Source organism: Aliiruegeria lutimaris, assembly GCF_900099935.1.
In the GTDB taxonomy this organism is placed as follows: Bacteria; Pseudomonadota; Alphaproteobacteria; order Rhodobacterales; family Rhodobacteraceae; genus Tropicimonas; species Tropicimonas lutimaris.
Genome location: NZ_FNEK01000004.1, coordinates 42,955 through 63,365, shown reverse-complemented (window position 1 = coordinate 63,365; position 20,411 = coordinate 42,955). Strand labels below are relative to the sequence as shown.

At 63.0% G+C, this 20,411-nt stretch carries 20 protein-coding genes and 1 tRNA gene; 9 read left to right on the top strand and 12 right to left on the bottom strand.

Annotated features, from left to right (window positions below):
• Positions 1-86 precede the first annotated feature (86 nt).
• From BLR85_RS03325 to BLR85_RS03310, 3 genes are all read left to right on the top strand, one after another.
• Positions 87-1,352 (top strand): carbohydrate porin, encoded by a 1,266-nt coding sequence (locus BLR85_RS03325; protein WP_093149463.1) that lies wholly within the window; start codon positions 87-89, stop codon positions 1,350-1,352.
• A 551-nt stretch (positions 1,353-1,903) separates the two neighbouring features.
• Positions 1,904-3,547, top strand: coding sequence for a tetrathionate reductase family octaheme c-type cytochrome (locus tag BLR85_RS03315; RefSeq protein ID WP_093149453.1), 1,644 nt, complete (start codon positions 1,904-1,906; stop codon positions 3,545-3,547).
• Between the two features lies 1 nt (position 3,548).
• Complete coding sequence (locus tag BLR85_RS03310) at positions 3,549-4,211, top strand: cytochrome b/b6 domain-containing protein (protein ID WP_093149447.1); 663 nt, start codon at positions 3,549-3,551, stop codon at positions 4,209-4,211.
• A 210-nt stretch (positions 4,212-4,421) separates the two neighbouring features.
• Here the strand turns inward: BLR85_RS03310 and BLR85_RS03305 are convergent, their stop codons facing one another.
• The 8 genes from BLR85_RS03305 to BLR85_RS03270 form a co-directional block, all read right to left on the bottom strand.
• Positions 4,422-5,498, bottom strand: coding sequence for a 2'-deoxycytidine 5'-triphosphate deaminase (locus BLR85_RS03305; RefSeq protein ID WP_093149443.1), 1,077 nt, complete (start codon positions 5,496-5,498; stop codon positions 4,422-4,424).
• Positions 5,499-5,577: 79 nt separating this feature from the next.
• Positions 5,578-5,654, bottom strand: a tRNA-Pro gene (locus tag BLR85_RS03300).
• 64 nt (positions 5,655-5,718) lie between these two features.
• Positions 5,719-6,522: a MerR family transcriptional regulator gene (locus BLR85_RS03295; protein WP_093149439.1), complete on the bottom strand. Its 804-nt coding sequence runs from the start codon at positions 6,520-6,522 to the stop codon at positions 5,719-5,721.
• Positions 6,523-6,532: 10 nt separating this feature from the next.
• A complete protein-coding gene (ihfA, locus tag BLR85_RS03290) occupies positions 6,533-6,835 on the bottom strand; it encodes an integration host factor subunit alpha (RefSeq protein ID WP_093149435.1) in 303 nt (100 codons plus the stop codon).
• 254 nt (positions 6,836-7,089) lie between these two features.
• Positions 7,090-8,061: a beta-ketoacyl-ACP synthase III gene (locus BLR85_RS03285; RefSeq protein ID WP_093149432.1), complete on the bottom strand. Its 972-nt coding sequence runs from the start codon at positions 8,059-8,061 to the stop codon at positions 7,090-7,092.
• A 57-nt stretch (positions 8,062-8,118) separates the two neighbouring features.
• Positions 8,119-9,210, bottom strand: a complete 1,092-nt coding sequence (gene plsX / locus BLR85_RS03280) for a phosphate acyltransferase PlsX (protein WP_093149428.1) — start codon at positions 9,208-9,210, stop codon at positions 8,119-8,121.
• 35 nt (positions 9,211-9,245) lie between these two features.
• On the bottom strand, positions 9,246-9,452 hold the full coding sequence (gene rpmF / locus BLR85_RS03275) for a 50S ribosomal protein L32 (protein ID WP_068309344.1): 207 nt from the start codon (positions 9,450-9,452) through the stop codon (positions 9,246-9,248).
• Between the two features lie 199 nt (positions 9,453-9,651).
• Entirely contained in the window at positions 9,652-10,191 is a 540-nt protein-coding gene (locus BLR85_RS03270; RefSeq protein ID WP_093149423.1) for a YceD family protein, read from the bottom strand.
• 119 nt (positions 10,192-10,310) lie between these two features.
• Here BLR85_RS03270 and BLR85_RS03265 point away from each other — a divergent pair, with 119 nt between their 5' ends.
• Entirely contained in the window at positions 10,311-10,742 is a 432-nt protein-coding gene (locus BLR85_RS03265; protein ID WP_244520592.1) for an outer membrane protein assembly factor BamE, read from the top strand.
• Between the two features lie 25 nt (positions 10,743-10,767).
• On the opposite strand, the gene msrB is transcribed toward BLR85_RS03265, so the two are convergent.
• Positions 10,768-11,166 (bottom strand): peptide-methionine (R)-S-oxide reductase MsrB, encoded by a 399-nt coding sequence (msrB, locus tag BLR85_RS03260; RefSeq protein ID WP_093149415.1) that lies wholly within the window; start codon positions 11,164-11,166, stop codon positions 10,768-10,770.
• A 246-nt stretch (positions 11,167-11,412) separates the two neighbouring features.
• Here msrB and BLR85_RS03255 point away from each other — a divergent pair, with 246 nt between their 5' ends.
• The 3 genes from BLR85_RS03255 to BLR85_RS03245 all read left to right on the top strand — a co-directional run bounded on the left by BLR85_RS03255 (position 11,413) and on the right by BLR85_RS03245 (position 14,708).
• Positions 11,413-12,141 carry a GNAT family N-acetyltransferase gene (locus tag BLR85_RS03255; RefSeq protein ID WP_093149412.1) on the top strand — a complete coding sequence of 243 codons (729 nt, stop codon included), beginning with the start codon at positions 11,413-11,415 and terminating at the stop codon, positions 12,139-12,141.
• A gap of 117 nt (positions 12,142-12,258) precedes the next feature.
• On the top strand, positions 12,259-14,097 hold the full coding sequence (locus BLR85_RS03250; RefSeq protein ID WP_093149408.1) for an ABC-F family ATP-binding cassette domain-containing protein: 1,839 nt from the start codon (positions 12,259-12,261) through the stop codon (positions 14,095-14,097).
• A gap of 191 nt (positions 14,098-14,288) precedes the next feature.
• A complete protein-coding gene (locus BLR85_RS03245) occupies positions 14,289-14,708 on the top strand; it encodes a hypothetical protein (RefSeq protein WP_244520591.1) in 420 nt (139 codons plus the stop codon).
• A gap of 104 nt (positions 14,709-14,812) precedes the next feature.
• On the opposite strand, the gene BLR85_RS03240 is transcribed toward BLR85_RS03245, so the two are convergent.
• From BLR85_RS03240 to BLR85_RS03230, 3 genes are all read right to left on the bottom strand, one after another.
• On the bottom strand, positions 14,813-15,424 hold the full coding sequence (locus BLR85_RS03240; RefSeq protein ID WP_093149398.1) for an acetate uptake transporter: 612 nt from the start codon (positions 15,422-15,424) through the stop codon (positions 14,813-14,815).
• Positions 15,425-15,786: 362 nt separating this feature from the next.
• Positions 15,787-16,629, bottom strand: a complete 843-nt coding sequence (locus BLR85_RS03235; RefSeq protein ID WP_093149394.1) for an isocitrate lyase/PEP mutase family protein — start codon at positions 16,627-16,629, stop codon at positions 15,787-15,789.
• A 1-nt stretch (position 16,630) separates the two neighbouring features.
• Complete coding sequence (locus BLR85_RS03230; RefSeq protein WP_093149796.1) at positions 16,631-17,830, bottom strand: pyridoxal phosphate-dependent aminotransferase; 1,200 nt, start codon at positions 17,828-17,830, stop codon at positions 16,631-16,633.
• Between the two features lie 147 nt (positions 17,831-17,977).
• Here BLR85_RS03230 and BLR85_RS03225 point away from each other — a divergent pair, with 147 nt between their 5' ends.
• The gene (locus BLR85_RS03225) at positions 17,978-18,952 is read left to right on the top strand and encodes a threonine dehydratase (protein ID WP_093149390.1); all 975 of its coding nucleotides are present in this window, start codon (positions 17,978-17,980) and stop codon (positions 18,950-18,952) included.
• 128 nt (positions 18,953-19,080) lie between these two features.
• A complete protein-coding gene (locus tag BLR85_RS03220; protein ID WP_093149385.1) occupies positions 19,081-20,130 on the top strand; it encodes a Gfo/Idh/MocA family protein in 1,050 nt (349 codons plus the stop codon).
• Positions 20,131-20,411 lie beyond the last annotated feature (281 nt).

The window sequence follows — 20,411 nt, the reverse complement described above, 5'->3', positions numbered from 1 at the left end:
CCGCGAGGCCGGGCCTAGGCTTCGTTCCGAAGAGTCGCCTCTATCCGGCGACCCATGCGATTGTCGCGCATAAATGAGGTTGTACCATGAAACGGCTTCTCGGATTTGGCCTGTGTATTACCGCCCTTGTCGCGGGTATGTCGGAAGCACAAGAGAACACGACCGATTATGATCGTGGCGCGGGCGATACAGCGGGTCCGTTCAGCCTTTCGAGCGAAGATTACGGATTCTTCAGCCACGGCTACTACCGTTTCGGTGCCGGGTCGACCGATAGCGAGGAATTCACCGCTTTCAAACTGAACGGGGCTGGCGCCAAGTACCGGCTGGGCAATGAAAGCGACATCTATGACGAGGTGTCGGTTGGCTATCGCGGGGCATTGGGCAACGGATCGGATTTCCTGTTCGAGGTCATGTATAATGGCTGGGCCGATTCAAACGCGCTGAATTTCGGTAGCGACCTCAACGCCGATGGCGGATTCGCGCAAGCTTATCTCGGGATTGAGCGTTTGGGATCCGGCGCCACGGCAGAGTCGTTCTTGTGGGCGGGCCGCCGTTATTACCGCCGTCGCGACGTGCATATGAACGACTTCTACTACGAAGACTTTTCGGGAGACGGAATCGGTCTGGAAGGTATCGCCGTGCGCGATTTCAAAGTGTCGCCGGCTTTGTTCTATTATGATCGCGACGATGACGATCTGGACTATACTTCGACCACCCTGGATCTGCGCGTGCATGACATCTCGCTCTGGGATAGCTGGAAAGGTGAGGTCGGCGTTGCCTGGATCGACGGTGATGGTGACGACCAGATTGGCGAGGACGGCTATTCGCTGCGTTTTCATCTCGAGAATAGCGATCTGAGCTGGGGCGAGTGGAAGAACGCGTTGATGTATGGCCAGGGAGCCGGGATCGACTTCAACTCCAAGGGCAACACCGATGCCGGCAGCGATGATAGCCGTGTCCGCTTTGTAACCCAGGCGCTGATCAAGTCCAGCGAGGATCTGGAGACACAGGCAACGGCGGTCTGGCAACGCACCGAGATGGGCGATGAGACCGAAACCTGGGTTTCGGCGGGGGTGCGTCCGCAATACAATTTCACCAAGGATTTTGGGGTTGCGGTGGAACTGGGCTATGACTGGGTCGAAAACGACAGCGCCGATCCGGGCTCGCTGACCAAGCTGACGCTGGCACCGTTCTACAGCTTCGGCAAGAAGGGCTACTTCTCCCGTCCGCAGCTCCGGGCCTTCGTGACCTGGGCCGAGTGGAGCGACGAGGGCGTCATCTCCGATCAAGACGCGTTCGGCACGGCGACCAATGGCACGACCGTCGGCCTGCAGCTTGAGCATTGGTGGTAGGCCGCGTTTCGTGCCAGGCATCCGGCGTTTCTGACGCCGCTCCAAACTTGCCTCACGACCGCGTGGGCGCTGTTCCGGCCCCTGTGCGTGTGGATGCGCGATCCCTTAAAAGCGGAACGCCGCGATGGTTCGTTTCGAGGCTGGCCAAAACCCCAAGGGATTGATTGTCGCGTCGACCCGGTACCGTAACAGTTTGATGCTGTTTTTCGACACCCTGGAAGCGCCCTTTTCCCGCGGTCGGTGCAAGGAGAGAATGCCGGTCAAGTCGCCTTCAGACTTGGAAAAATCGAAAACGCACACTGCGGTAGATCAGCGCATGTTTGCCCGATTAGATATATTGAAAATACTGCATATAAGTCTTACTCAGTGTTTGTATGTAAAGAAAGAATTTCCGCTTACGTAAAAGGCATCTTGAAAAAATATATTTTTGAAACTGTCAACATATCGATATATTCGAAAACTGTCATGAATCATGGATCTCCCACCGGAATAGGCGTTGCATGAGGCCCATCAGGACCGTTGCAGCATCTGAAGATGGAAGGGATATCTGCATGATTTCCAAACACTCGCTGTTCGCTGTCGGCCTGACCCTTGCCTTGGCAGGGGCCGGAGCCGCCTTAGCACAAGAAACCACGGCACCGCCCGGAGACAGCTCCGGCAGCACGGTAGATCACTCGAAACTCGAAGCCCTGCAAAAGGATTTCGCGACAGGGCCAGAAGTGACCGCCGCCTGCCTGAGCTGCCATACGGAGGCAGCCGCACAGGTCAAGGAATCGATCCACTGGTCATGGGATTACGAGCATCCCGAAACCGGTCAGGATCTCGGCAAGAACAACGTGGTCAACTCCTATTGCGTTGCGGTCGCCGCCAACGAGCCACGCTGTACCTCGTGCCATGTCGGTTACGGCTGGGACGACATGAACCAGCCGCCTCCCGCTTCGGAAACCGCGGTTGACTGCCTTGTCTGCCACGACAAGACGGACACCTATGCCAAGATCCCCGCGGGCGCAGGCAAGCCCTTCGGCAAGGAAATCAAGGAAGGCGCGAAGACAAACATGGGCACGCCGGCGCAGCCGGTGGACCTGATGAAGGTCGCGCAAAGCGTCGGTCAGCCCGACCGCGACAATTGCGGCAACTGCCACTTCTATGGCGGCGGCGGCGACAACGTGAAACATGGCGACCTGTCTTCGGCGATGCACAATCCGACCGAGGATGTCGACATTCACATGGCCTCTGACGGGCTGAACTTCACCTGCAACGAGTGCCACGTCTCCGACAAGCACCAGTGGCATGGCTCGCGCTACAACGTGACGGCCAAGGATACCGCGGGCGCACCGCTCCCGGGCCAGCGCCATGACGTTGCCACTTGCGAGAGCTGCCACGACACCGAGCCGCATGACAGCCTGACGCTGATCGGCTTCAAGCTGAACTCGCACCGTGACAAGATCGCCTGCCAGACCTGCCATATTCCCGAATATGCCAAGGGCGGCGTGCCGACCAAGACCGTCTGGGACTGGTCGACGGCCGGCAAGAAGAACGACGAAGGCAAGCCGTTCAAGGTCGCGGGATACGAGACGGCTGGTGGCAAGAAGAAGCCCACCTATGACTCCATGAAAGGCGACTTCCAATGGGGCGAGGACCTGCAACCGGAGTATTTCTGGTTCGACGGTCAGGTGGAGTACGCCAATGCCGAGCGCGAAATCGATCCGAGCGGCGTGGTCGAGGTCAACATGATCTCGGGCAGCCAGGACGATGAAAAGAGCCGGATCTGGCCGTTCAAGGTGATGCGAGGCAAGCAGCCCTATGACACCGAGCGCAACCGTCTGCTCTATCCGCACCTGTTCGGACCGGGGTCAGACACGGCCTATTGGGGCAAATGGGATTGGGACAAGGCCTTCGAGGCGGGCGCGGCGGCGTCGGGCACCGAATATTCGGGTAGCTACGACTTCGTGTCCACCGAGATGTACTGGCCGATCACCCACATGGTGGCCCCGTCCAAGGACGCCGTGCAGTGCGAGGAATGCCACAAGGAGAACGGACGACTGGCCAATATCGCCGGCATCCATATCCCGGGCGCCAACCCGATGGGACCGGGAGGCAAGCTGGGCGCGCTGATCCTGTTGCTGACACTGGGTGGAGTCGTGATCCATGCGATCATGCGTTTCTTCGGCCGCAAGAACATGAAGGAGCAGTGAGATGGCTGAACGTCTCGTCAAGATCTATCCGCCGTTCGAACGCTTCTGGCACTGGGGACAGGTGTTGCTGGTGATCGTGATGACCTTTACCGGCTTCCGGCTCTACGGCATCCATGAGTGGATCCCCTATGACCAGGCGGTTCTGGTGCACACCTATGCCGCTTTGCTGCTGATGCTGCTCTGGATCTTCGCGATCTTCTGGCACTTCACGACGGGCACGTGGAAACACTATATGCCCACGTCGAACGGGTTGTTCCAGGTCATGCGCTTCTACAGCTACGGCATCTTCAAGGGCGAAAAGCACCCCTATCGGAAGGCCTATTGGCGCAAGCACAACCCGCTGCAGGCGATGGCCTACCTGGCGTTGAAGCTGGCGATCTTCCCGACGATCTGGATCACTGGCATCGCCTACCTGACCTATCGCCTGTGGGAGCCGGCCGCCGGTTCGGGCTTCTGGATCGAGATCGTGGGCAACCTGCATGTGCTGGCGGCCTTCGGGATCCTGTCCTTCATCGTCATGCATCTCTACCTGATGACGACCGGGCATTCGATCTGGAAGCATGTACGGCCGATGTTTACCGGCTACGACGATATCGTCCTGTCGCCGGAGGAAGAGGCCTATCTGGAAGCGGATGAACCGCACCGGATCAAGCCGGCCGAATAACGGCACGCAGCCAGGTAAGAACAGAGCGCCCCGGGAGATCGGGGCGCTTTTTTCAATTGCGCATGAACGATCCTGCGGGTCGTGCCTCCGGCGGGGATATTTGTTGGAAAGATGATAAGGATGGCTCTGCCCATCATCATCTTTCTCCAAGTATCCCGGGGGGAGCGCTCGCGAGAGCGCGGGGGGCAGAGCCCCCTTTTCGCCATCGCTCTAAGGCGCGCGGAAATGCTTGGAGAGCTTCAGTCCCTGGCCCTGGTAATTCGAGGCAATGCCCTCGCCATAGAGTGCTTCGGGGCGTTCGGCCATGCGTTCATATACCAACCGGCCGACAACCTGCCCGTGTTCGAGCGCAAATGGAGCTTCGTGGCAGCGCACTTCCAGAACGCCGCGGGCGCCGGATCCGCCCGCCGGGGCGTGGCCGAAGCCCGGATCGAAGAAGCCGGCATAGTGGACGCGGAACTCGCCGACCATTGCGAGGTAAGGGGCCATTTCGGCAGCGTAATCGGGCGGGATATGCACGGCCTCGCGGCTGACGAGGATATAGAAGGCACCGGGGTCGAGGATGATGCGGCCATCCTCGGTTTCTACCCGTTCCCAGAAGTCGCGCGGGGCGTAATGGCCGATCTTGTCGAGGTCGATCACCCCGGCATGGGGCTTGGCGCGCCAGCCGACGAGGCGGTCATCTTGCGGTTGAAGGTCGACCGAGAAGGCGAGCCCTTCGGAGATCGTCGCTTCGCCGGAGACCAGCCCGACCTCGTCATGCAGGGCGCGCAGCGTGGCGTCGTCCAGCTCGACCTTGCCTTGCCTGAAACGGACCTGGTTCAGGCGCATGCCCGGGCGCACCAGCACCGAGAAGGAACGTGGGCAGATCTCGGCATAGAGCGGTCCAGTGTAGCCGCTGCCGATGCGGTCGAACTCGGTTCCGCCATCGGTGATGACGCGAGTCAGCAAGTCCAGCCGGCCAGTTGAGGATTTGGCATTCGCCACCGCGTTGATGCCAGCGGGAAGCGCGAGCCGTTCCTGCAGTGGCACGACATAGACGCAGTTCTTTTCCAGCACAGCGCCCTCGGAGAGGTCGATCCGGTGCATCTCGAATTCGCCGAGCTTGTCGCGCACAGAGCGACCGTCTCCGGCAAGGAAGGACGCCCGCACCCGGTAGGCGGCGCTGCCCAGCCGCAGATCGAGGCTCGCTGGCTGCACCTGTCCCCTGGCAAAGGGCTGGTCGGCGGCAATGGCGCCCTCGGCGATCATCCGCGTGATGGACTGGCTTGGCAGAACGCCGTTCATCTGCACCTCCCTATGTCCGCGCGGCAGAATGCGGACAGCAAAACGCCCGCTTCCCGAGGGTCGCGGGCGGTTTTTTGAATGGTCGGGCTAGCAGGACTTGAACCTGCGACCTTCCGTCCCCCAGACGGACGCGCTACCAGGCTGCGCCATAGCCCGACGTTCGGGCTTGATACCGTATTCTGCAGCGAGGGCAAGAGGCAATTGGCCACGAAATGCCTGCTCACCCGTGGCTTTCCATCCGTTCCCGCAGAGCGACCAAGCCTGCGAAAATCGGGGCGAGTTTTTCCGGAGCGATCTGGCGTGGACGGAGCATGGCGAGCGCTTCCGCAAGGGGGATGTCGCGCGCCGGCAGCGGGGCAATGACTGGGGCGGTCGGGCGGGCCGCCGCAGCCGGGCTGTCGGGGACGGCCTGCGAGTCCGGAGGCGCGGCTATGTCGGCCTCCGGCGTTTCGGAGGATTCCTGTGTCGAAGGCGCCTGGTCGTTTTCAGCGGACAATTCCGTGGGCGCGGACGGTGTCCCGGGGGCGGACGAAGGTGTGTGATGCGAGAAGAGCGGCATTGACGGTTCTTCCTGCCGGGGCTTTTCGGGCTCGGGCGCCGCGTCGGACTCCGGTTGCGACGGCGGCTCGTCGGCAGCAGCCGCCAGATCGGGCGCGGAAGGTTGCTCCGAGGGCGTGGGCGATTCCATCTCCTGCGCGGGCGCGGGCGCGGGCGGGGCGGTCGCGAAGACGTTCTCGTCCTCCTCCTCGACGGGTTTCGACATGGCGCAGACGGCCTTGACACCCTGGTCGCGCAGAACTTTCTGCACACCCTTGATGGTCATTCCGTCCTCGTGCAGCAGCTTCTGTATGCCGCCCAGAAGCTCCATGTCGGCGGGGCGGTAATAGCGGCGCCCGCCAGCGCGCTTCACCGGTTTGACTTGGGAAAACTTGCTCTCCCAGAAGCGCAGCACATGGGTGTTCACACCGAGCCAGTCCGCGACCTCGCTGATGGTGCGGAATGCGTCTGGGGATTTACCGTTCATGAAAGGGGCCTTACTTGCGGTTGCCTGCGGCGACCCGCTCCTTCATCAGATGCGAGGGGCGGAAGGTCAGCACACGGCGCGGCGAAATGGGAACCTCTTCGCCGGTCTTGGGATTGCGGCCGACACGCGCGGCCTTGTCGCGCACCGAGAACGTGCCGAAGGAGGAAATCTTCACCTGCTCGCCCCGCACGAGGGCGTCGGAGACATGCTGGAGCACGCTTTCAACGAGCTGTGCCGATTCATTGCGGGACAAGCCCACTTCGCGGAACACGGACTCGCTGAGATCCATACGGGTCAAGGTCTTGTCGCTCATTACTTGTCCATCCCTGTTTTGAGAAAGGAGCGTAGGCGAGCTATGTATTTCAGTCAATATCAATGACTTGTGTGACAGAGCGAATCTTTGGCTGCAAGAGGTGGCAGGCGCAGGCGCCTTGTTTCGGGCAACGAGTTCCCCTGCAAGGCACGCCTCAACCTTCTGAAAAGCATGGGAAAATATAGCGGCATCGCGGCATGGTTCACCGGGTGACGTCCGCCTGGGCGGGTGCGAAATTCGGCGCCAGGAGCGTTTTACCAGCGCAATACGACCGCGCCCCAGGCCAGCCCGCCGCCAATGGCCTCGGTTACGACCAGTTGGCCGGGCTTGATGCGCCCCTGGGCCTTGCCGACCGAGAGGGCGAGGGGAATCGATGCCGCCGAGGTGTTGCCGTGATCCTGCACGGTCACGATCACCCGCTCCATCGGTACTTTCATGCGGTTCGCGGTGCCCTTGATGATACGGATATTCGCCTGGTGCGGCACGATCCAGTCGACGTCGTCACCGCTCAGCCCGATCTTTTCAAGGGCTGTATGGGCGGTGGTGGCCAGCTTCTCGACCGCGTGGCGGAACACTTCCTTGCCCTGCATCTTCAGCACGCCGGTCGTGTTGGTCGAGACGCCGCCATCGACATAGAGAATGTCCTTGTAGCGGCCGTCGGAATTGAGGTCCGTGGCGAGAATGCCGCGATCATCGCTGCTGCCGGTGCCTTCCTGCGCTTCCAGCAGCAGCGCGCCCGCGCCATCGCCGAACAGCACGCAGGTCCCGCGGTCCTGCATGTCCAGTATGCGGCTGAAGGTTTCGGCGCCGATCACCAGCACGCGCTTGGCTTGTCCCGACAGGATAAGCGCATTGGCGTTGCTGAGCGCGAAGACAAAGCCCGCGCAGACGGCCTGAACGTCGAAGGCAAAGCCGCGGGTCATGCCCAGCTTGTTCTGAACCATCGTTGCGGCGGAAGGGAAGGTTAGATCGGCGGTCGAAGTGGCCAGAATGATCGCGTCAATATCGTCGGGTTCCATTCCGGCATCCGCGAGCGCATTGCGCGCGGCATGTGTTGCCAGGTCCGAGGTGGTTTCATCGGGGGCGGCGAAATGCCGTCGCTCGATACCGGAGCGGGAACGGATCCATTCGTCAGAGGTGTCGATGCTCTCTTCGAATTCGCTGTTCTCGACGATTCGCTGGGGAAGGTAGTGGCCCACGCCACGCACGACAGCTCTGAGATGCATTCCTGCCTGCCTAGTTGGTTTTTTCTCGATTCTGTTACCGTCAACAGAAACGCTGCGTCACGACATATCCTGTCGTGACGCCGAGGTCGAGGCCACCCGCGCCGCTAGACGGTCGGAAAAGCCGGCTTGCGCCAGTTGAAAGGCGAGTTTGATTGCCGCAGACACGCCGGTTGCGTCGGCAGAACCGTGCGATTTGACCACAGTTCCGTTCAGACCGAGGAAAACACCGCCATTCACGCGCCGCGGGTCCGTCCGCTTGGACAAGCGGCGCAGCGAGGTCAGGGCCAGAAGCGCGGCGATTCGGCTCAGGAACGTGTGTCGGAATGCCTCGCCGAGGAACTCGCGGATCAGGGAGGCCGTGCCCTCGGCCGTCTTGAGCGCGACATTGCCGGTGAAGCCGTCGGTCACGATCACGTCGGCTTGCCCACGCGGAATATCGCCGCCCTCGACGAATCCGATGAACTCGAACTTGGAGTCCGGCGCGGCATTGGCGATCAGGCTATGGGCAGCTTTCAGTTCCGGGCGCCCCTTGTGTTCCTCGGTGCCGACATTGAGCAGGCCGACACGGGGGCGCGCGATCTTGAGCCCGTTGCGGGCATAGGATGAGCCCATCAGCGCATATTGCAGCAGGTCGCTTTCATCGGCGCGGATATCGGCGCCGACATCGAGCATCACCGCATATCCGGAGTCGCTTCGCGACGGCCACAGGCACGCGATCGCGGGGCGGTTCACGCCGGGCAATTTGCGCAGGCGCACCATCGAGAGCGCCATAAGCGCACCAGTATTGCCACAGGAAACCGCAACGGTCGCCTCGTGATGACGCACAGAATCGATGGCCGACCACATGGAGGTCCCCTTGCCGCGACGCATCACGACCGATGGTTTCGTCTCCATCGTGACCACATCAGGCGCATCCCGGATCACGCAGCAATTCTTCAAATGCCGCTTCGTGACCAACGGTTCGAGGATCTCGCGATTGCCATGCAGGATGAAGCCGATCTCCGGGTTCTTCTTTGCAGACATGGCACAGCCGGCTACCACGGCAGCCGGCCCATGGTCGCCGCCCATGGCGTCGACCGAAATCACGATTTTTCCCACGAGCTCCGAAGGAGTCGTTCCCGGCAGATCATCCTGCGCGTCTGTTCTCATGATCAAAGCGCCTGTGACTGCCGGTAGGGAGTGGTTCAGGCCGCGTCTTCGTCGAGATCGACATCCTCGACCAGCGCGACAACTTCACGGTCATCGTAATGGCCGCAGGCGCCACAGACGTGATGCGGACGCTTCAGTTCGCCACAGTTGGGGCATTCATTCGGGTTGGCGCCAGAAAGCGAATCGTGTGAACGGCGCTGACCGCGGCGCGAGCGGGTGATCTTGTTCTGAGGGACAGCCATGTCTCAACCTCGGTTTTGGCCGGATAGGCAACCCAAAGGACAGCCCGACGGCAAGTGTTTCATTCGTCGGCGCGTCATACGCCGGCTTCGCATCCCGTGCAAGGGTGTGTGGAAGATGCGAGAACATACGCAATTCGGAGCCGATTGCAAGTCTGCATGCGGCAGAATGGCCCGGCTTGCGCGATGGCTTCCTCCCAGATCAGTCTTCGAACTTTTTTTTCAACGCGGCAAGGCCGGCAAAGGGTTTCGCGGCATCTTCCGTCAGCGGCTCCGCGCCGGGCTCGGTGAAGACCGACTCGCCCAGTTCGACCCCTTCGGCACGCGGGAAATCGGGCAGGGCGATGGCCAGCGCCTCGCTCAGCACGTCCCACAGATCGACCGACTCGGGTAGAGGCTCGATGCTGTCATCCTCCGGCATTTCCGCTTCGGATTCGGTCGGATTGGATAAATCGGCCATGTAATAGCGCAAAACGGGCGTGTCGATCCGGGTGGTCACCGGCGCAAGCGTCACCGAACAGGGCTGCACCGCCGTGGCGCCCAGCATCGCGTCCAGCTTCCAGTCGCGCCCGCCAACGGGCACAAACCGTCCCTCAAGGCGCACCTTTCGTAGCCCCAGAAGGTTCAGCTCCTGCTTGAGCCGATCGAGTCCGGCCTCTTCGGGAACCAGCCTGAAGGGCGTCGGCTCGCCCGTCTGCAGCCGGGCCAGGACGAAACGAGTCGGATTATCGGTCGCATTCATTCAACTCTTCCTTTCTTGAAGAAAAGGATGCCCTTGTTATAAGCCGGAAAGCAGTTCGACGAGCAAGAGGCGTGAGGGCAGTCATGGGCAGGCAAGGCCAAGGAAAATCTGGACGCTTTATGCGTGCCCTGTGCGTGGGACTGGGATTGCTGGCAATCTCGGCCTGCGAGCCGCTCTACGACTATCATGGCTACGTGCCAAGCGATGACCAGCTCGCCGAGATTATCGTGGGCAAGGATACCCGGGAATCCGTGACCCAGCTGATCGGGTCGCCGGGCTCCTCCGGCGTGCTCAAGGACTCGGGCTACTATTACATGTCGATGCGCAAGAGCTCCTATCTCTACCGCGCGCCGGAAGTGATCGAACGCGAGGTCGTCGCGATCAGCTTCGATGACAAGGGCGTGGTCACCAATATCGAGCGCTTCGGCTTGCAGGATGGCAATGTCGTCGCGCTCTCGCGTCGCGTGACCGCCAGCAATATCGAGGGACTGAGCTTCCTGCAGCAGCTCTTCGGCAATATCGGCAGCCTCGATATCGGCAGCAACATCTAGAGGGAGACCAGTTGCGCGGAGTGCTTCAATCCTCTTCCGGCTCGAAGCGCAGCGCGACCCCGTTGATGCAGTAGCGCAGGCCCGTCGGTGCGGGCCCATCGGGAAAAACGTGCCCCAGATGGCCATTGCAGCGGTTGCAATGAACCTCGGTGCGAACCATGCCATGGCGGCTGTCGCGGCTTTCGCCAATGGTCTCGTCCGCGAGAGGCCGGGTAAAGCTCGGCCAGCCGCAGCCCGCGTCGAACTTGTCCTCCTGCACGAAAAGCGGCTCGCCACAGCCCGCGCAGCGAAAGGTTCCAGCGCTCTGCGGAAAGTCGTCATGGCTGAAGGGGCGTTCGGTGCCGTGATTGCGCATGACCTCGTATCCCAACGGACCGAGTTCCGCGCGCCACTCTTCTTCTGTCTTGGCAATCTTGTCGGCCATGTGCGCGTCCTCCTGCGATGATGTCTCCTCAAGCTAAAGCGCTTTTCACGCCAGGGAAGCCTGTGACGGATCACGTTTTCAACAGTTTCGACAAAGCCATGCATGCGAATCCGCCACGGCCCCGCGGGGCTATGCGCGCGCGGGTAGAAATGTCAGATTTCCGTCACGCCTCGCGTGGTAGCCGGTCGGGCAAAAGATTCGCCCCGGAAGCCGGTTGAACCCGCGGGCTGAGGCAAGGAGCCGATCATGTTGAACCTGCGCCGCGGCCATTACCAGGCCCGCCTGGCCGAAAGCCGCGCCGATCTCGAACGGGCGCTGGATTTGCGCGCGCTCTGTTTCCGCAGCGGCCGGCCGGATGAAGACGCTTTCGATGCCGCCTGCCAGCACATGTTGGTCGAGGAGAGCCGTAGCGGAACGCTGGTCTGCACCTTCCGGCTGCTGCCGTTGAGCGCCGGGGCCGATATCGGTCAGAGCTATTCCGCGCAATATTACGAACTCTCGGCGCTTCGCGATTTTGAAGGGCCGATGATAGAGATGGGCCGGTTTTGCATCCATCCCGATTGCAAGGATGCCGATATCCTCCGCGTCGCTTGGGGGGCGATGACCGCCCATGTCGACGCGCAGGGCGTGGAAATGCTCTTTGGCTGCTCTTCTTTCAAGGGCACCGAGGCCGGGGAATACATGGATGCCTTCGCGCTCCTGAAGGAACGCCACCTGGCGCCGAAACGCTGGCTGCCGCTGGTCAAGGCGCCAAATGTCTTCCGCTTCGCCCAAAGGTTGCGCCGCAAGCCGGATCTCAAACGCGCCATGCTCGGCATGCCACCATTGCTGCGAACCTACCTGCTCATGGGGGGGTGGGTGTCGGACCACGCGGTCGTGGACCGCGACCTCGGAACACTGCATGTCTTCACCGGGCTGGAAATCCGCGCCATTCCTCCTGACCGCAAGCGGCTGCTGCGCGGGGTGGCCGGGTAGGAAGGGGGGCGCTGCCCTTCCCGGAGGAGCGCGCCGAAGGCGTGGTCACGGATGGTCCGCAGGCTGGCGGCACGAAGGACGCTTGATCTTGGACCCACGCTGGCATAGCTCGCGCCCATGGCACGTGCACCCCTTCTCCAGCTTTCCGATATCGCGCTGACCTTCGGCGGCGACCCTGTGTTTTCCGATCTCGGCCTTGTCATCCAACAGGGCGACCGGGTCGCACTCGTGGGCCGCAACGGTTCGGGCAAATCCACGCTCATGAAGGTCATGGCCGGGCTGGTGGAGCCGGATACGGGCGAGCGTATCGTGCCGCCCGGCGTGCATGTCGGCTACATGGAGCAGGATCCGACCATGGAGGGCCATGCGACGCTCGGCGATTTCGCCGCCTCTGGTCTTCCCGAGGGAGAAATCTACAGGGTGGAAATGGCGGGTGAAGGGCTCAAACTGGATCTGTCGCGCCCGGTCGAGACCGCATCGGGCGGCGAGCGGCGGCGCGCGGCGCTGGCCAAGCTGCTGGCCGAGGCGCCGGAACTGATGCTGCTCGACGAGCCCACCAACCATCTCGACATCCAGGCGATCCAGTGGCTCGAAGAGCAACTGGCCGAAACCCGCACGGCCTTCGTGCTGATCTCGCATGACCGGGCTTTTCTCAAGCGTTTGACGCGCGCGACCCTGTGGCTCGACCGCGGCGAGGTCCGGCGGCAGGAGCATGGTTTCACCTCCTTCGAGGAGTGGCGCGACAAGGTCTGGGCAGAGGAAGACGAGGCCCGTCATAAGCTCGACCGCAAGATCAAGGCCGAGGCGAAATGGGCCGTCGAAGGCATTTCAGCACGCCGCACCCGGAACCAGGGCCGTGTCCGCGCCTTGAAGGCATTGCGCGAGGAGCGTTCGGCGCAGATCCGTCGGCAAGGGACGGCGGACCTGGCGATCGACACCGGCAAGGCATCGGGTAAGCTGGTTGTAGAAGTTAAAGATATTACAAAAGCTTATGACGACAACCTCATCCTGAGGCCGTTCTCCATGCGCATCCAGCGCGGCGAACGCGTGGCGCTTGTCGGCCCCAATGGCGCGGGCAAGACGACGCTTTTGAAAATGCTGATCGGGCAGGAGCCGGCCGATAGCGGCAAGATCCGGCTCGGCACCAATCTCGACCTCGCCGTGTTCGACCAGAGCCGCGCCCAACTCGACCCGGACGTGACGCTCTGGGAGAGCCTGACCGGTGACAAGGCGCTGCGCGTGCAGGGACGGGGCGGCGATCAGGTGATGGTGCGCGGCACGCCGAAACATGTCGTGGGGTATCTCAAGGACTTCCTGTTCAACGAGCAGCAGGCCCGCGCGCCGGTTCGCTCGCTCTCGGGCGGCGAGAAGGCGCGGCTGCTGCTGGCCAAGATCCTTGCGCAGCCTGCGAACCTGCTGGTGCTCGACGAACCGACCAACGACCTCGATATCGAGACGCTAGACCTGCTGCAGGAGCTTATCTCGGATTACGACGGCACCGTGCTGCTAGTCAGCCACGACCGGGATTTCCTCGACCGGATCGCCACGACCACGGTCGCCATGGAGGGCGATGGCCGGGCGGTGCTCTATGCCGGCGGTTGGAGCGATTACCAGGCGCAGCGCGCCGAAAGGCTTGGGGCAGCGCCCGCGAAGGCGAAACCCGGCGGCAATTCTGCGAAGCCGTCGCCCCGGGAGGCAGAGAAGCCCGCCGCGCCCGCCGCGGCTCCAAGCAGGCTGACATTTACCGAGAAGCACCGGCTGGAGGCGCTGCCGGCCGAGATCGAACGCCTGGAGGCCGAGATCGCGAAGCTGGAGGAATTCCTTGCCGATCCCAACCTGTTCACCGAGCATCCGGTGAAGTTCCAGAAAGCCTCGGAGGCGCTGGTCGAACGCCAGCAAGCCCTGGGGGCCGCCGAGGAAGAGTGGTTGGAACTGGAAGAGAAGGCTGCGCAGTAGAGCGCGAGAATCCGGAATTCAATGATGGCAATTTGCCATCGCGGCGCATTTATTAATATTTCCTAAAGGTATGCGAACGGTTTTTCTTGTGACCAAGGCGTAGTTCTCCAATCCTGGCACGGATGGTTGGAGCGCGGTTCAGGGTGCCTAGATCTGCCATGCCTCCGCTTCAAGGGAGGCAGAATGGCTACATGAGCAGCCCAACCCCAAAAGGGAAACCGATGAAGAATTTCTCCTCCCGCGCCATCGGCGCCACCCTCGCCCTGACACTTGCCGCACCCGCCTTTGCCGGCTCGCTGGACCCGGTCGCGATCGAACCGGCCCCGACACCGATCCCCGTGCAAACAAGCTCCGATTGGACGGGCGGGCATGTGGGCCTGCAACTTGGCTACGGGGAGTTGACCGACGGTCTGGAGGGCGACGACATGATTGGCGGCGTCTCGGCCGGCTATGACTGGGATCTTGGAGACTGGGTTGTCGGTGTCCAGACGATGATCGGCGACACGATCAGCCTTACGGGTGAGATCGCCAAGCATCGCTTCGACGACTACCGCGATTTCGGAACGGTCAATGCCACCACCGCGACAGTGGGCGTGAATTACCGCTCCTGAGGCCTGACCGGCCTTGCGGCGCTAGATGTGCGCCAGGCTACGGGAGACGGGCTGGCCCTTGTCTTTGCAGGCAGAGGCCAGCCCGTTTGCCGTTATTGCTGCGCTCAGGACGCCACCGGCGCGCCGAGGTTCTTCTCTGCGCGCAGGTCGCTGATCCAGGGCTTGCCCATCGGCAGGACTTCGTGGCCGTAGACGTCTTTCAGGATGACCCCGATCATCATGTACCAGGCACCGAAGGCGCAGAAGAGCAGGTCGATCGCGGCCAGTGTATTGAAAGTGGGTGCGCCGAAATGGCCGATGACAAGGCCGACAAAGCCGATCAGCAGCGTCAGGAATGTGAAAGCCATCGCAGCGTGAATGCGGAAGGCGGCGATGCACATCATCACTGTGTAGATGGTCCACGCGGCCATGAACCAGCCGACATCGGTGGTGCTGGAGGTGAAGATGCCGAAATGGTTGGCCATCAGCAGCAGGCAGAGCGCGATCCAGAAGGCCCCGTAGGAGACGAAGGCGCTGTAGCCGAAGTGACTGCCGGTCTTCTGTTCCTGGAAACCCGCGATCATTTGTGCAAGCCCGCCATAAATCAGGCCGACCCAAAGCACGGGGCCGGCACTCATGAGTTCGAGATTGTGCAACTGCAAGAGGAAGGTGGTAAGTCCGAACCCTCCCAGGCCGACGACTGCGGGATTGGCGGCAGCGGTGCCGTTGTGGGACATGACGTTTACTCCAGTCTTGGAAGGGCGCGTTTTTCCTGTTGGCGCGCGTTTATTGGAATTTTTCCGGAGGAAAACCGGTCACCAGCGCCGCACCGGGCGTGATCGGCATGGGTGGCATGAAGGCGATGCATGGCACGCCGGCGACGAGTGTGGTCCCGCGTCATTGTACCGGTCCGGACCGGGCAATGAATTTCCTGGTCCAATGGCGGTGCCAAAGGTTGCCCCGGGATATTTTTTTGAAAGAGGAAGAAGGAGTGTCCCGTCACCCGGTCGAACGGCCCCCTGGGGCGCGTTCGTTCGGGTGCAAGGAGTGACACGTTCGCTCGCGGAGCACGTTGATTTCTGTGCGGCGCGACGGTTCGTTATTTGTCCGTATGCTGCCGATCGCTCCCTTGGGCCATGATCTCGGCCACCTCGCCGCCGGAGATATCCTGTCCGAGGGCGGTGAAGTCTCCGCTGCCGAACATCGCGAATGCGGCGTCGTGGATCAGCCGGTGTGTCGCCCGGGCCAAGGCCGAGCCGAGCGAGATCCGCGCCACGCCGATTGCGGCGAAGGCGTCGCGCGAGACGGCGGTGTAGGGACCGGCGGCCAGCGCGTTGACCGGCTTTTGGGTGGCGGCGCAGATTTCCGCGAGGTCGTCCATACTGGCCGGCAGCGGCACGTAGAGCCCATCGGCCCCGGCCATGTCGAAAGCCCGGATACGCTTCAGCGCTTCCTGCTGGCCATAATGTCCGTTCATGATGCCGTCGGCGCGCGCCAGCAGGAAGAAATCCCGCGGCAGGGCGCGTGCGGCGGCGGCCGCTGCGCGAATGCGCTCGACGGCAAGTTCGAACGGGTAGGCGCTGTCGCCGGGGAGTGCGGCATCTTCGATGGAGATACCCGCCAGTCCGGCCTCGCAGGCCAGGCGCACCGTCTCGGCGACCGTCTCGGGAGCATCGCCGAAGCCGTTCTCGAAATCGCCGGAGACTGGCAGCGGCGTGGCGGCAACGAGCGCCTCGGCATGGGCCAGTGCCTCGTCGCGGCTTACCTGTCCGCCATCGGGTCGGCCGAGCGTGAAAGCGTGGGCGGCGGAAGAGGTGCCAATCGCCTCGGCGCCCATGCCGGCCAGCAAGCGTGCCGAGCCCGTATCCCAGGCATTGGCGAGGATGAAGGGCGAGCCGGGGCGATGCAGGGCGCGAAAGCCGGGGCCGGGATCGTGGCGCATCTCAGGTCTCCTCGTAATTGGTCGGGGTGCCGCTCGGGCAGGTTTCGGCAAAACGGGCCAGTCGGGCGAGTGCCTCGGCAAAGGCCTCATCCTCGATTGTCATGGCGACGCGGACATGGCCTGCCGCCGCGTGTCCGAAGCTCTCGCCCGGCATGACAGCGATGCCTTCGGCCTCAAGGAGCGCTTCGGCGAATGCGCTGCCGCTCAGGCCAGTCGGTCGGATGTCGAGCATGAGATACATGGTGGCATCCGAGGGCAGGGCGCGGATCCGGTTGTTGCCGGCCAGCGCCTGTTCGGCCAGCGCGCGGCGGCGGCGGAAGGGGGCGGAAACCTCCGCCTCCAGATCCGGGCCCTGTTGCAGCGCCCAAAGCGCGGCGGCCTGCACGAAACCGGGCACGCCATAGGTGGTGTGCGTGGCGAGGTCGGCCATATGGGCGATGATCTCGGCCGGGCCGACGACCCAGCCGATGCGGCTGCCGGTCATGGCGTGGCTCTTGGACATGGAGCCGACAACCAGCGTCCGCTCGGCCATGCCGGGCAGCGCGCGCGGGCTGAGATGGGCGCCCTTCCAGACCTGCGTTTCGTAAACCTCGTCGCTGATCAGCCAGAGGTCGTGGGCGATGCAGGCCTCGGCGATGCCCTCCAGCGTCACGCGGTCATAGATCTGCCCGGTGGGGTTGTTGGGCGTGTTGATGAGCAACGTCCGCGCGCCGGGCGCGGCTTCGGCCAGCGCATCCCGGCTCGGGCAAAAGCGGGTCTCTGGCCCGGTGACAATGGCGCGCGGCAGCCCGCCCGCGCCCCGGATCGTGCCGGGATAGGTGGCGTAGTAGGGATCGACAAAAAGCGCGGTGTCGCCGGGATCGAGCGTCGCGATATGGGAGGCGAAAAGGCCGGCCTGTCCGCCCGGCACGATTAGCACGTTTTCTTCGGCTGTCGCGGTTCCTGTCATGCGCTCGATACGCTCGGCCACGCGGGCGCGCAGGGTGTTCTGCCCGGGCACCGGGGCATAGCCGGTCAGGCCGCGTCGGGCGGCGGCGTCCATGGCGTCGAGAATGGCCGGCGCGGTTCCGATATCATGTTCTCCGATAGTGAGCATCGTGACCGGCATGCCGGCGTTCTGCCGGGCCAGCGCCTTGCGGTAGAGGTCCCAGCCGTCATTACCGTCGGGCAGCAGAGTGGAGAGGCGTGCGGAAGCTTTCATGGGCCGCATCGGGCATCGGAGCCGGAAGATTGTCAAATCGGATGATCCGCGCCCGGCCAGCATTGGCCGACGCGAAAGGTCGCAGCCCGGCGGATTGTCGTCGCCGCCCGGGAGTGCTCTTTTGCCGGGCGAAATTGGGAGTCCGGAATGTTGCGTTTCACTGCTGACGAATTCGAGGTCGCCTCGGAACTGGTTCACCGTCTTGTCCCGCCCACGCCACAGCGGCATTGGCCCCTTCTGTCCAACCGTGTCGGGGCGGAGGTCTGGGTGAAGCATGAGAACCATGCGCCGACCGGGGCGTTCAAGGTGCGCGGGGGCATTACTTTCATCGACTGGCTCAAGCGGAGTCAGCCGGACTGCCCGGGCATTTGCACCGCGACGCGCGGCAATCACGGCCAGAGCCAGGCGCTGGCGGCGCGGGCGGCCGGGATGCGGGCGCTAGTCTATGTGCCGGAAGGCAACTCGGTCGAAAAGAACGCCGCCATGGAAGCCTTTGGCGCCGAGCTGGTCGTGCATGGCAGCGATTTCGATACGGCCAAGGAAGAAGCAATGCGCGTGGCCGAGGCCGAGGGGCTCGCGGTTGTTCCGCCTTTCCACCCGGAGCTTGTGCGCGGCGTGGGCACTTATGGCTGGGAATTGCTCAACGCATTGTCGGATCTCGATACGGTTTACGTGCCCATCGGCTGTGGCTCGGGGATCTGCGGTACGATCCTGGCGCGGGACGCGCTTGGGCTGTCGACGCGGATCGTGGGTGTCGTCTCCACCGAAGCCGCCTGTGCGCAGCTGTCGGTTGCGGCCGGCAAGCTGGTCGAGACCAACTCGGCGGCGACTTTTGCCGACGGCATGGCGGTGCGGGTGCCGGTGGCCGAGGCCTTCGAGATCTACGTGCGCGGCGCCGACCGGATCGTGACGGTAAGCGACGACGAGGTGGCCGCCGCCATGCGGCTCTATTTCGAGACCACGCATAACCTGTCCGAAGGGGCCGGCGCGGCGGCGCTGGCCGCGCTCTGCCAGGAGCGGGAAGCGATGGCCGGGCGCAAGGTGGGTGTGGTCCTGTCGGGGGGCAATGTGGATACGGATGTCTTCCGGACCGTGCTGGAAGGGCGGACGCCGTTGGTTTGAGGCAACGTGCCGATGGGGCAGGCGTTTGTTGCACCATGGCTGCAACTCGTGCGCCGGCGGGTTTGACTGGTGTCCTGGCGGAACTTGCAGGATAGATGTTCGGAATAGGCAATTGCAGGGCACGGGACATGGGCAAAACAGTTGAACAGCAGCGCGTCGGGGTGGCGCTTATCGGTGCCGGCATGATCGCGAAGACCCATGTGGCTGCGCTGTCGGCTGCGCGCGACGTGGCAAAGCTTGAAGCGATCGTCTCGCACCATCCCGAGCGTGCACAGTATCTCGCGGAGTATTACGCGGGTCAGGCGCCCCAGTTCACCTCTGATCTGGCCGCGGTCGCTGCGGACCCGTCGATCCAGATGGCAATCGTCGTGACCCCGCCGAGTGTACGCAGCGAGGTCATCGACGTGCTGGCCCGCGCAGGCAAGCACATCCTTCTCGAGAAGCCGGTCGGACGCACCACCGGCGAAGCGCTGGAGGTCGTTGAAATCTGTGAGCGCGCGGGCGTCATCCTCGGGGTGCTCTTTCAGCACCGGTTGCGCGCGCCGGCGATCGCGGCGGCGCAACGTATCGCGAGCGGCGAGCTCGGCAAGCTGGGCCTCGTCGAGATCGCGGTGCCGCTGTGGCGCGATCAGTCCTATTACGACGAATTGGGTCGCGGCACCTATGCCCGCGATGGCGGCGGCGTGATGATCACCAACGCGATCCACTCCATCGATCTCGCGCTCAGCCTCACCGGGCCGGTCGTTGGCGTTCAGGCAATGACAGCGACAACGCCCCTGCACCGGATGGAGGCGGAGGATTTCGCCATCGCGGGCTTGCGGTTCGCCTGCGGCGCGGTGGGATCCTTCGTCGCCAGCACGGCGATGTTCCCGCACCGGACAGAGACGATCACGCTTCACTTCGAACAGGGATCGTTGCAGATGGACAAGGATACGCTCGAGGTGAATTGGCGCGACGGGCGCAGGCAGGTCGAGGCGGGGACCGGACCCGCCGTGGAAGGTGAACACCTGACCGGTCGGCACGAGTGGCATCAGGCCGTGATCGAAGACTTTATCGATGCCCTGCACAATGGACGTGCACCGATTGTCACTGGGCGCGAGGCACTGGTATCGCACCGGCTGATCGAGGCAATCGAGACATCGTCGCGGACGGGCCAATCGGTCAACATTCCGTCCTGATCCACGAGGTCTGAAAGGGCGGACGATCTGGCCGGTTTGCTTCGTCCGCCGCGATTCAGGACCTTTTCGAGACAGGAACCGCCCCAACCGCCGCTCCAGCGGGCAGGGCGCTTGCCCGCGCTCCTCGATGCCTGCGGCATCTCCGGGCATTGGGCGGTGGCGCGCCTTTGGCGCGTGGGTGTGGCCATGCAAGTCCGGGTTGCGTTTGCGGCTGTGGCGGAAAGATTGACTTGGCTTTTAGCGGGGCATAGTGGCCCCCCGTGTTCCTTTCCCAGTGCAGG